Raw genomic sequence first — 12,994 nt, forward strand, 5'->3', positions numbered from 1 at the left:
ATCTCATAAATGAATACGACTATTAAAGACTCTTCCTCCGATCTGTTTTTCAAAGTCATGCTCGCATTGATTTGTACGGGAATACTTATTGCAACGCTGTATCCGGTTTATTTCGTTATTATTGCCTCTATAAGTAACCCTGCCTCTGTCGCAAATGGGGATGTTTGGTTATACCCAAGAAATATCACGTTTGCTGGGTATCAGGAGATATTGAGTGATGAAAGGATTTGGAGAGGGCTCAAAAATACGCTCATTTATACAATTGGTGGAACGTTATTTAGTTTACTTTTTACAATTCCAGCAGGGTATGCCCTTTCAAGAGCGGATTTTAAACCAAGGAAATATTTAATGATCTTCTTTGTGTTTACGATGTTTTTTAGTGGAGGGTTAATTCCAACGTACTTAACCGTTCAGCAGTTTGGTTTAACGAATACGATTTGGGTCATGTTAATTCCCTTTTCTGTTAATGTCTTTAATCTAGTCATAACAAGGGTGTTCTTTCAAACGAGCATTCCAAAAGAGCTATTAGAGTCAGCAAAACTCGATGGTTGTTCCGATTTTCAGTTTTTTATTCGAATTGCTATTCCTCTTTCTAAAGCCCTTTTGGCCGTAATGATGCTCTATTATGCCGTTGGGTATTGGAATGAATATATGAAGGCGTTGATTTATTTAAATGATTCTAAGTTGTATCCATTACAATTAGTGTTAAGAGATATTCTTGTCATGAATCAGACGTTTAGCAGTGGTTCTGGGGGAGCGATGATGAGTACAGGCGATGTGACCGCACAGCAAAAAGGGGACTTGATTAAATACGGAGTTATTGTTGTGTCCTCTGTCCCAATTATTGCGTTATTCCCGTTTGTCCAGAAGTACTTTGAAAAAGGTGTCATGATTGGCTCTTTAAAAGACTAATGAAATGTTGGCAAGGAAGCATATATAAAATTCATAAAAGAGAGGGATGTTTTAATGAAAAAATCAAAGAAAATGCTCACAACAATGTTAGCGGCTGTGATGACAAGTGTCTTGATTGCAGGGTGCAGTCCATCTTCTACAGAAGGCAATACAGAAGGAGGAACAACTTCTGATGAAAAGACGAAGCTAGAAGTGTTGGCCGTTCTTAATTCTTTAACGAAGGATATGGATGAAATTCCTTATATCCAGGATATTTCGGAGCAGGCCGGAGTCGAGATCGAATGGACAGAAGTTAGAAGTGGTTGGGATGAGCAGAAGAACCCGATCCTTGCGAGTGGAAATTTGCCTGATGTGTTTATAAGTGCCATTGGAAATGATGATATCGCGACGTTTAACAGCCAGTTTCTTCCACTAGGTGATTTAATTGAAGAACATGCGCCTAATATTAAAAGGATGTTTGAAGAGATGCCAGAAGTGAAGGAGTTAGCGACAACCATAGATGGGGAAATTTATGGATTACCCGCTGTCCTTCCACATCGTCCATCAAGTAGTGTCATTCCGATGATGAATCAAGAGTGGTTGGATAACCTAGGACTCGCGGCACCAACGACTTTTGATGAACTTTATGATGTATTGAAGGCGTTTAAAGAAGACGATCCAAATGGAAATGGAAAAGCTGATGAAATTCCATTTGACTGGGCACCAGACCAAGGACCTTATAGTGCGATGGCATTGATCGGCGGGTTTGGCAATTATGCCGCTCATACGGATTGGTATAATACAGTTAAAGGTGGGGAACATGTCTTTTTACCAGAAACAGAAGATTACAAAGAGCTTGTGACTTTCCTGCATAAGCTCTACTCTGAAGGATTGGTGAATCAAGAAGTTTTCACCCAAGATTGGGCTCAGTTTTTCTCACGCTCACAAAATACCGAAGCAGCCACGGTTGGTTTTACAATTGGTTGGTCATTTGAGCAGCGTGTCGGAAGCTGGAGTGATCAATATGAAGTGGTGACACCTTTTGCAGCAGAAGAAGGCTTGGCACCATTATGGCCAGCCGATCCTTTAGGAATGAAAACGCAAACTAATAAAGCAGTCATCACAGCAAACACAGAAAACCCAGAAGCCGCGATAAAATGGTTAGATGGCTTTTATTCAGAAGAAGCGTCTGCCCAAGGATACTACGGTTCTTTTGGAATTGGAGTAGAACAAAATGACAATCAATACACAGTCCTTGCCCCTCCTGAAGGTACGAGTGAAGACGAATGGAAATGGACCAATTCTCTTGTTGACCATGGATTAATGTATATTCCAGCTGAATTAGATGAAAGAATTGTGGCACCACCAACTGTTGCGGAAAGAATGGATCAGGATCAAATTTTAACTTCTTATTATCCGGATGTAGATAATGTCCTACCTCCGCTAAAATTTACAAAAGAAGATGATAATGAACTAAGTATCATTCGGACGGATTTAGATAATTTAATCTCAAGCAAGTGGGCGGAATGGATTAGTGCCGGTGGAATTGAAGCTGAATGGGATAACTATCTAGAAAACCTTCATAATATGGGACTAGCTAGATATAAAGAAATTTACCAAAACGCACTCGATAGCCAATACTAACAGTCAATTGGCTGAGTATAAGTGATGAAGTTAAGGATTAATATTTGTGAGACCGAATGCTGTGAGTAACGGGTGAAGTGATTGAAAAAAGTATCCGATCATTTGGTGCACTCCGCCAGCTGCATACCCTACGTGTTTCACTTCTCCCGCAGGAGTCTCCGAACATTCCGCTGGCTCCGTTTTGGGTTATGAAAAACAGCGTTATATCATGAACAAAACTAGCTCTTTACTCGTAACATCGTAGGTTAATTTGGTTAGAAAGATTCACAGGAAATCCAAACCAAATCAGAGCTACATTACGAAGGAGCTAGTTATTATGAAGCTTTCCATAAAATACGTAGGTTTAAACGTATCAGAGGTAAAAAATTGCTGCCGCGATTGCGGATGAGGGGCGAGGAGAGCCCTTAACAGTTTCGTTTATATCATGAGGAGAACGTGAACTCTCTCATATAGTTAGAACAAAAAAGGGGCTCCGATAAGGTAGCCCCTTTTATACCCTCGCTCAAATTTTATCGAAATGAAGGAGTTTTCTTCCTTATAAATATAGTAAAATGAACGTATCAGTCTTTTAAATAAAAGCTATTCGTGCAAAGTAGAAAGAGGGGATACATTTGGAGCTATGGAAAAGGTATAAAAATCAAAAGGGCCTTTTAAAGTATCTCGTTTCTTATATTGTTGTCTTTTTATTGCCTGTCCTTTTTTTATTGTTTTATTTTTATCCCCAAACTTCTACCATTATTCAAGAGACGGCAATTGATAATTCGAATGCCATGCTCTCACAAACCGTTAGTAATATCGATAGGCAGATGGAGATTTTTTGGAATTATCCGGATGCGATTCATAAAAATAATCACTTAAATAGCCAACTATTTTCAGAAGACAATAGTTTTAATACGTATCATATTATGCAAGAGATGGAAAAAATGTTTGGTTATAATTTATTTGTTGAAAAGACGCTTTTATATAATAAGCAATCGGGAACTTTTTATTCTTTCCCTGGAAGCTATAGCAAGGAAGAATTTAGTGAACGTGACAGTACCTTTTATTATTCGGATTGGGATAAAGAAGAAATGTTGCGAGAATTGGATGAAATCAATGAAATAGTGATTCGACCAGCAGAACAAGTGAATGTCGGAGTGAGATTTAATAGTTCCTACGATGCTGTGACGATTATGATGCCCGTTCCGTATAAAAACCGTTATTCATATGCCGTCCTAATGTTGGTTATTCCGGAGCAGAACTTTTTTCTAAACCAGAAAGGAAAGGATGATATTCAACCCGATTTCTTTGTCTTTGGAAAAAATGACGACCTACTAGCTATGTCTAATGGTGAAAACCAATTTACCGAAAATGATTTTAGCGAAATATTAGCCGATACGAATCACTTGGTAGAGCGAGTGACGATCGCTGGTGAGCAGTATTTGGTCAATTTTCAAGAATCAAGATTATATGGTTTGAAGTACTTAAGTTTAACTCCACTTGAGAGTATTTTATATAAAATCAACCAATTGAAAACGGTTACTTTTATGCTTGTTTTATTAATTTTAACAGTCGAAGCTATTTTAATCTTCCTGTTTATGCGTACCAATTATGCCCCTATTCGTAAGTTACGTCAAAAGGCTCTTGCATCGGTTCAATCAATGCCTTCTAAGGAATTAAATGAATTTGAAATCGTTTCTTATGCTTTTGATAGTTTGCATAACGAAAACCTAGAGTTAATCAGTAAAGTGATGTTGAATAAGAATATTTCAAAAGAATATTTTTTGATCCAGTGTCTGAATGGAACTTTGCCTAAGGATGACGATATGATTCAGCAGGCACTTGAGCACAATATTCAGTTGAGGAAAAAGGTGTGTTGTGTCACTTTTTATGCAGAAGACCGTAATATTATTTCATTATTAGCGCTTTTGAAAAGTATGATGGATTTTAATAGCGAGTTAGACCATACATTTAGTTATATGGTTAAGGGAATGAGGCATGAAGATTTTATCCTGATTATGTCGTTTGATGAAGAGGAACGGATTAAGCCCTATCATTATAAATTACATGAAGTCGAAGAAAATATTCGAGTTGGCATTGGAACGATTGAAGAGGTTGAGCTGCTGAACAATAGCTATATTCATAGTTTAGCAGCATTAGAGTCAGCTATATTAAATAAGGATCTAAAAGTAGTCGGCTACGATCATATCGATGTCAAAAGTTCCAATGTATTGAGTCAGCTGTTTGATATTATCAAAATCATTGAACTGAGCATTACTCGTCGGGATGAAGAGCAGTTTAAAGCCCAGTTAAACAAGCTTATCGATTTAATGAGGACGAAGGTTAGCAGTATTTTTATTTTAAAAGTGATTTTTATTAATACGTATAATGTGTTGGCGAAAGAATTAAACAAATTTGGAGTCAAGGAAGAATATTGTTATGCAATGTCTGAAAAGGAGTTAAACATTGAACAACTTGAGGAAAAGCTCAGAAGTATGGGGCAGAAGCTTTCGAATGAGTTGCTAAAAAGCGATCCTATCAAAGGTTCAGTAGATATAAAAGAAGTGCTCCTTTATCTGGACAAGTATTATATGGAAGCAAGTATTTCGATGCAGAGGCTTGCCGATGAGTTCAACTTATCCTACTCCAACTTCAGCCACTTTTTCAAAAAGAAGACCGGAGAGAACTTTGCCGCTTATTTAGAAAGACTTCGAATCAATAAGGCGAAGCAGCTGTTGATTCAAGGCAAGGAACCGATTAAATCGATTGCCGAACAGGTTGGATATATTAATGCCAATAGCTTTACACGTTCATTTAAAAAATTAGAAAACATGGCACCCGGAGAATACAGAAAATTAGACAGGTGACAGGCACCACTCGAAATATGTCGACAGGAGGAAGAGCTATGAAGAAGAATGATGTCATAAAAGTTGGGTTAATTGGCCTTGGAGGCATGTCAAATGCTCATCGTCATTTTATTTCTGAACTAGACGAGCTCCAACTGATTGCTCTTTGTGATGTGAACCAAGAACAATTAAATAAAGTTGGGGAACAAGAGGGAATAGGTTCAGAGAAGCAGTTTCGGGAGATAGAAGACTTAATTGCCGATCCAGATGTTGAGGCGATTGTCTCGGTAGTACCAAATAACTTGCATGCAAAAGTCATTGAATTATGCATTCACTATCAAAAGCCGATTATGACAGAAAAGCCTTTCACCTTAAATTTTGAAGAAGCAGAGAAATTAGTGGTCTTATATAAAAAACAACCAATACCTTGTATGGTCGGTTTTAGTTACCGTTATATTGCTTCCTTTCGTTACGCTAGAAAACTAATCAAAGAAAATAAAATTGGTGCGATTCGTCATATAGATATTCGTTATTTACAGTCTGGTGGAGCTGCTCTATTTGAGAGTCCTTATACTTGGCGTTTTAATAAAGCGGTTTCAGGGACAGGGGCATTAGGGGATTTAGGAGCTCATATGATTGATAGTGCTAGATTTTTAATTGGAGAATTTCATTCTGTTTCGGCACTAATGGGAACTTTTGTCCATGAAAGAAAAGACCCAATTAGTGGAGAAATGAAAAAAGTCGATGTCGATGATTATGCGAGTTTTCAAGCTATACTAGGCAATAATGTTTTAGGTAATTTTGTGACGTCAAGAAATGCGATTGGCTCCGGGAACCAACATGAGGTCATGATATACGGTGATTACGGTACGATTCACATTAATTGTGAACGTCCAAATGAGATCATCCTTTGTATAAAAGAGGAGAATGAAGAAAGCCCCTCTTTTCAAACGAAGAAAGTCCCTGAACAATATCGAAAACAGCAATTTCAAGATTTTCTGGATTTAGTAACGGGCAATCAACAAGAAGGAACCCCCACATTTTATGACGGTTACCAAAATCAAAAAGTACTCGAGCAAATTATCCAATCAGCCGAAAGGTAATTCGATAAGAGTTCAACAAGTGATACAGACACTTGTCGAACTCTTTTTGTTTGTGAAGAGTGTGAATACCGGGATAGGTAATGAAAGAGTGGCTCTGGTCAAATTAGGGTGCGAATAAGGGGAGATAGGTAATGAGAATCATGCTCCGGCCAAGTTAGAGTGCGAAAAAACGAAGATAAGTAATGAAAATCAAGCTCCAACCATATGAAAGAGCGAAAAATAGGAGATAGGTAATGAAAAAAACGCTCAGGCAAAATGAAGGTGCGAAAAGTAGGAGATAAGTAATAAAAAAGTGGCTCAGAACAAATAAAGGTGCGAAAAAATGGAGATAGGTCATAAAAAAGTCGAACTAGCTAAATGAAGGTGTGAAAAATAGGAGATAAGTAGTAAAAAAGTCGAGCTAGTCAAATGGAGGTGCCGATTACCATGGGTTGAAATAATAGTCTTATGAATACCAATCATTAAATGAAAGTTTAGATAAATCTACAAAAATTCACAAAGTTTCACATAATGACTTTCGGATTAATCTTTTTTCGACATAAATTGAGAGGTGACAGATCTGTGTCAATCTACCTAGTTCTTTGTAGTATTCCCTCTGAAACCTGCTTTGCTTTCTTTCAATTTCACAGTCACTTTATTATTGGAAAATAGGTAAATAGTATCTATTTTCTTTTTAATCAAAAGATTATAAGTATTTTGAAAAAATATTTACTCATGCATTATCCATATGATACCATGTGATTGTTCTATTTTTTTCCAATGAATAAAAATAGGGAGGGGTCAGAAAAAGGATAAATCTAGCAATATTTGTAATTAGTTTATATTAAGAGGGGGAAGAAATTTGTCGAAAAAGAAGTTTAGTAAACTATTTAGTAGTTTTTTAATCTTTACTCTATTATTAACTGTTTTAAACCCTATCATAGTATCAGCAAATATTGACCGAGCTGTTAGTGATTTCGTAGGTGTTGACGAAAGTATTTTGCAGATGAAGGAAATGATTTCCGAGCAAGAAGAAATACTAACACAGATTCCTAAGTTACACCCTGAATTAAAGGACTTAAGTGGCGACAAGGAAGTTGCGGTTATTGTTCAATTATCGGAGCCGCCAGTTGCATTAGAGCAAGGGAAAAAAGCAGTTGAAGGGGAAGTGTTCACAGCTGCTCAATCAGCCAGTGCTAAGAATAAAGTTGAATCTCAACAGGATTCATTTGAGAAAGAACTATCACAAAAGAAAGTAGACTATAAAAAAGAGTTTACATATAACCAGACTTTTAATGGGATGTCCATGAAGGTGAAGGCAGATGAGTTAGAAACTCTTTTAGAAGCTGAGGGCGTCGTAAGTGTACAGCCTGATTATGAAGTACACGCATTAGAAGTTGTTGATGGAGATGAAACATTAGAGGCTCAGATGAGTGATAGTACTCCGCATTTAGAAGTGCCAACACTTTGGGATATGGGGTATGAAGGACAAGGTGTCAAAGTAGCTGTACTTGATACCGGAATTGACTACCATCACCCAGAATTCGAAGGTGTTTATAAAGGTGGTTATAACTTTGTCCCACACACGGGAAATGATTATGCTCGTGAAAGAGCCGACGATGATCCTTATGAGACGTCACCATTAGATCGTCCCGATCATCGACCAGAGTATAATAGTGATGGTGGTTCTTTCTCCACTTCTCACGGAACCCATGTAGCTGGAACGATTGCGGCTCAAGGGAATAATAGTTACGGGATTACGGGAATAGCTCCTAAAATTGACCTATATGCTTACCGTGTGTTAGGGGCATATGGAAGTGGTGCTACTTCTGGTATTATTGCAGCGATTGATAAATCAGTAGAAGAAGGAATGGATATTATCAATCTATCATTAGGTGGTGCTGATAGTAGTCAAACGGCACCAGGGTCTATTGCGATTAACAATGCGGCCTTAGCTGGAGTGACAGCGGTCGTTGCAACAGGAAACAGTGGTCCAAATCGTGGGACAATTGGAAGCCCAGCCTCTGCGGCCTTTGCAATATCGGTTGGAAATTCAACCGTTCCAGAGACATTATTACAAGGTGAAGTAACCGTTGGAGCTGGAGATTACAGTCAAACGAGTGAACTACCTATGTTTGGTTGGACATATGGCGATGATCCAAGAGATTCATTAACTGGAACTTATGAGGTCGTCGCAATTGATGGAGTAGGTAACCCAACTGATTTTGAAGGAGAAGATGTGGAAGGGAAAGTCGCTCTTATTTCTCGTGGAGTGATTCCATTTGTAGAAAAAATTGCAGCAGCGAAAGAAGCTGGGGCAGTGGCGGCGATTATTCATAACAATATAGATGGGGAAGGTCCTTCAGGGTTCTTTTTAAGTACATCACTGGAATTTATCCCTACTTTTGATATGTCAACAGCTGAAGGAAATGCCTTAAGGGAAGCGATTGCCGGGACTGATTCGCAAACAGGAACCGTCTCTTTGGGTTCTTATACAGAAAGTACAACATTAGGTGATGAGGTTAATTCGTCCAGTTCTCGTGGACCTTCAACGCCGGACTTTGATATTAAACCAGATGTTGTAGCTCCTGGAACGAATATTATGTCGGCCATTCCTGCATATGAAAGAGATTATCCAGAGGCTGATTATACGAATGCTTACAACCGGGCAACGGGAACAAGTATGGCTACCCCACACGTAGCAGCGATTGCTGCCTTACTAAAACAAAAAAATCCAGATTGGACGCCTTTTGATATTAAGGTAGCTATCTCTAATACGGCGAAACAATTAGATACAACAAAATTTGATGTCTTCTCCCAAGGGCCAGGTCTTATCCAACCGGTAAAGGCGGCCACTACGAATGTTTTAGCGTATTCATTAGGTACGACTGAATTTCAAGAGGAGACATATGACAACATTAAGGGAACGGTCACGTTTGGAAAAGTAGAACCAGACTCTGAAAATGAAAGAACGATAACGAGAGAAATTAATGTTAAAAATTTAGTAGATACACAGAGTGAATTTGACGTAGTTGTTGAAGTGACAAAGAATGGGACAGGCGATATGGCTGGAGCGAACGTAACGGTCGACGCCAATTCGTTTACTTTAACGGATGAGCATTTGCTTACGGTTACTCTAAATGTTCCGAGTGGGGAAGGTGCTGCTGGGAACGAAATTCTTGGGTATATTCACCTGCAAAGTGACACAAGCCAATTATTATTACCGTTTGCAGCGGAGTTCTCTACAGAGCAAGGTCCAACAGGTGTCGCATATTATGAGCTCGTAGATGATGTGATTTCACCAAATGGAGATGGAAAACGAGATGATACCTCTCTTGAATTTGGATTGTACAATGATCATCCTGCAATGATTATTGAACTATGGGATTTAGCAAACCCTCAAGGTGGTCCATATGGGGATGGGTATATTGGCTTTTTAGCTAGTGGAAATATTTCAGCTGGGGCATGGAGACTTCCTATTAATGGGACATTCTATGACTGGATAGATGAAGCTTTAAAACCAATCCCAGACGGAGTGTATACAGTTGATTTCAATCAGTATTTATCGGGAGCACCAGAGCTATTAGCATGGGACGGTCCATTGTTTGTCAAAGCTTCTCAAGCTGAAGTCATCTTTGATACGGTTGAAGAAGAAATTGATGGAACGGAATATGAGCTAACAGGTACGGTTTTTGATAAGTTTGTTGATTTCGGAAATGACATTAATTGGGGAATGTTTGGACTTACGTATGATGTAAATGACATGGTAACGGTGTCTTACGAATTAGCAGATGTAACTGGAGCTGTAGTAGACAATGGTACGATTGCCTTACAACAAGATGGTACATTTGCGATTTCATTAATCAATTTAACACCAGGCGAAAACCAATTAACGTTATCGGTTGATGATGTCGGTGAAAATAGCACTGAAGAAATAATCACTTTTAACGTAAAAGAAGAAGAGGAAGAAGTGGTAGAGGACTTTACGGTTACCTTAACTCCTTCGACAACAGAACCAACAGAAGGTCCTGTGACGATTTCGATTGAAACTGATAGTGTAGTAGAATTAGTAGAGTTAAAATGGTTACCAGGTGAAAAGACAGTTGCAGATTTTGCAGAGGCCGGAACTGCCATTGATCTTGCTACAAAATCGTTTGAAGTAAGCGAAAATGGAGCTTATACGGTTTATGCCAAAAATGAGCAAGAGGTAGAAGCGGTTCAAGTGATTGTGGTTGATAATATCACAGAGGCACAAGAGCCAGTAGCCGTCACGTTAACGCCATCTACAGTTGAACCAACAGAAGGACCAGTAACGGTAACAGTTGAAACGGACAGTGCCGTTGAATTAGTGTCCATGAAATGGCTTTTAGGTGACAAAACAGTAGAAGACTTTGCCCATACAGGGAATAACATTGATCTTGAGGAAAGCTCGTTTGAAGTAACAGCAAACGGAACTTACACGGTTTATGTGGAAAACAGCTTAGGAGTTCAAGCGGTTCAAACGATTACTGTGGAAAATATTACAGAGCCAAATCAAGATAGCTTTTCAATTGATTTAACCGCTTCGACAAGGGAACTGACAGAAGGTCCTGTCACGATTACGGTTGATACAAACACTGAAGCAGAATTAGTCTCAATCAAATGGCTTCAAGGTGAAAAAGAAGTAGGGGACTTTGCCGAAGCAGGAAATGAAGTTAACTTAGATACGAAGTCCTTTGAAGTAACGGAAAATGGGACGTATACCGTCTATGTGAAAAATGACTTAGAGGTAGAAGAAGTCCAAACGATTACGATTACGAACATTATCGATCCTAATCTGGCACCTGTAGAAGTGACGTTAATCCCTTCAACAACAGAACCAACAGAAGGTCCGATTACAATTAAGGTTGATACTGATAGTAAACTAGATCTTGTCTCTCTTAAATGGTTACAAGGTGAAAAAGAAGTGGAAGACTTTGCAGAGGCAGGCCATGTCATTGATCTAGCTGAGAAATCGTTCGAAGTAAGTGAAAATGGAACTTATACTGTCTACGTGAAAAACAGTGCTGACGTTGAAGCCGTTCAAGTGATTGAAGTAGACAATATTACAGAACCAGTCGTAGAGCCAGAATTAACCTTAATCCCGTCTACTACGGAGCCAACAGAAGGACCGATCACGATAACGGTAGAAACAGACGCTGAGGTCGAAGCATTAAAATGGTTAGCAGGTCAACTTACCGTTTCAGACTTTGCCGAAGCAGGTCAAGATATTGACTTAGAAACAAGAACATTCCAAGTAACAGAGAATGGAACCTATACTGTTTATTTAAAAGATACATTAGGTTTCGAAGTCGTTCAACTTATTACCATCAGCAATATTAAGAAAGTTGAAGAAGAGGTAATTGAGGAAGAGCCAGTGAAGGAAGATCCAATAAAAGAAGACCCAGTGAAAGAAACTCCGAAGCAGAAAGAGCCAGTAAAAGAAGAACCGAAAAAAGAAGAGCCAAAAAATAAAGGGTCTAATCTGAAGGAACACGATAAAGATAAGGGTGTTTCAGGTTCAGATAAAACATTACCTGACACAGCAACGAACATTTATAATGTAATGGCACTAGGTGTAATGCTCTTATTAACAGGAGCACTAGCAATGTTTGTCCGCAAGAGAAGAAGAGCTTAGATTTCGACAAGTCACTTGTTGAAACAAACGAAAAGCATCCTCAAACTAGAGGGTGCTTTTTCGATGATATTTGACGGGGGACAGGCACTTTGTCTAACAGGTAAAAATTTTGCACACATAAGTAAAATATGTTTGTGAACGCCTTTATTTTCTGAGTTTTATAATAAATAAGAAGAAATGAAAAGGGGGATTGCCAAGTGGTTTGGAATGGTTTAATGGGCTCTATCTATCGTTTGTGTGATTGGATTATGTTCCTTGCCTATATAAACTTTTTATGGATTATTTTTACTATTTTAGGTGGGGGGATTTTTGGTATAACCCCAGCTACTTCAGCAATGTTTGCTATTATTCGTAAAAGGCTTATTAGAAATGATGATACCGCGATATTTAAATCATATTGGATTTTTTATCGAGAAGTGTTTATTAAAATGAATATATTAGGGTTGTTGATGTTGATTACAGGAACCCTTATTTACTTGAATTATACTCTAATTGAATTTCAGAATTTTATTGTGAATATCCTGTTTTTTGTTATTATATTGCTTACTATAAGTATATACACGATTATTTCTCTCTATATTTTTCCGGTCTTTGTCCATTTTGAATTAACCATTTTTGAAGCGGTAAAAAATTCCTTTTTAATTGGGATCTTGAATCCACTACGCACAGTTTCTATGATTTTTTGTCTTACGGCTATTCTTATATTGTTTAATCTTTTACCAGGTTTATTACTTCTATTCTCAGGCAGTTTAATCGGCATTCTTTTAATGTCCTTTGCTTTTCAATCATTTAATCAGGTTGCGAAAAGAAAGGACAAAATATTGTCAGCGAAAACATAGTTTAATCAAAACTTTTCCGTATGATAAAATAAGAAATAATCATTTTTAATCCATCAA

Annotated in this window: 6 protein-coding genes; all 6 read left to right on the forward strand. The window is 38.1% G+C overall.

From position 1 onward, the window contains the following. The first annotated feature begins 9 nt into the window (after positions 1–9). The 6 genes from AA0017_RS22350 to AA0017_RS22375 all read left to right on the forward strand — a co-directional run bounded on the left by AA0017_RS22350 (position 10) and on the right by AA0017_RS22375 (position 12,937). A complete protein-coding gene (locus AA0017_RS22350; protein WP_413378176.1) occupies positions 10–912 on the forward strand; it encodes a carbohydrate ABC transporter permease in 903 nt (300 codons plus the stop codon). 54 nt (positions 913–966) lie between these two features. After that, on the forward strand, positions 967–2,535 hold the full coding sequence (locus AA0017_RS22355; RefSeq protein WP_413378178.1) for an extracellular solute-binding protein: 1,569 nt from the start codon (positions 967–969) through the stop codon (positions 2,533–2,535). Positions 2,536–3,146: 611 nt separating this feature from the next. After that, complete coding sequence (locus AA0017_RS22360; RefSeq protein ID WP_413378180.1) at positions 3,147–5,381, forward strand: helix-turn-helix domain-containing protein; 2,235 nt, start codon at positions 3,147–3,149, stop codon at positions 5,379–5,381. 38 nt (positions 5,382–5,419) lie between these two features. Next, complete coding sequence (locus AA0017_RS22365) at positions 5,420–6,463, forward strand: Gfo/Idh/MocA family protein (RefSeq protein WP_413378182.1); 1,044 nt, start codon at positions 5,420–5,422, stop codon at positions 6,461–6,463. Between the two features lie 841 nt (positions 6,464–7,304). Next, on the forward strand, positions 7,305–12,098 hold the full coding sequence (locus AA0017_RS22370; RefSeq protein ID WP_413378184.1) for a S8 family serine peptidase: 4,794 nt from the start codon (positions 7,305–7,307) through the stop codon (positions 12,096–12,098). Positions 12,099–12,295: 197 nt separating this feature from the next. After that, entirely contained in the window at positions 12,296–12,937 is a 642-nt protein-coding gene (locus AA0017_RS22375; RefSeq protein WP_413378186.1) for a YesL family protein, read from the forward strand. Positions 12,938–12,994: the final 57 nt, after the last annotated feature.

The organism is Alkalihalobacillus phoenicis (assembly GCF_047302405.1).
Lineage (GTDB): Bacteria > Bacillota > Bacilli > Bacillales > Bacillaceae_D > Alkalihalobacillus.

Bases quoted from the DNA above. Each gene is read 5' to 3' on its own strand.
- AA0017_RS22365 (WP_413378182.1), top strand. From the start codon at position 5,420: ATGAAGAAGAATGATGTCATAAAAGTTGGGTTAATTGGCCTTGGAGGC.
- AA0017_RS22355 (WP_413378178.1), top strand. From the start codon at position 967: ATGAAAAAATCAAAGAAAATGCTCACAACAATGTTAGCGGCTGTGATG.
- AA0017_RS22350 (WP_413378176.1), top strand. From the start codon at position 10: ATGAATACGACTATTAAAGACTCTTCCTCCGATCTGTTTTTCAAAGTC.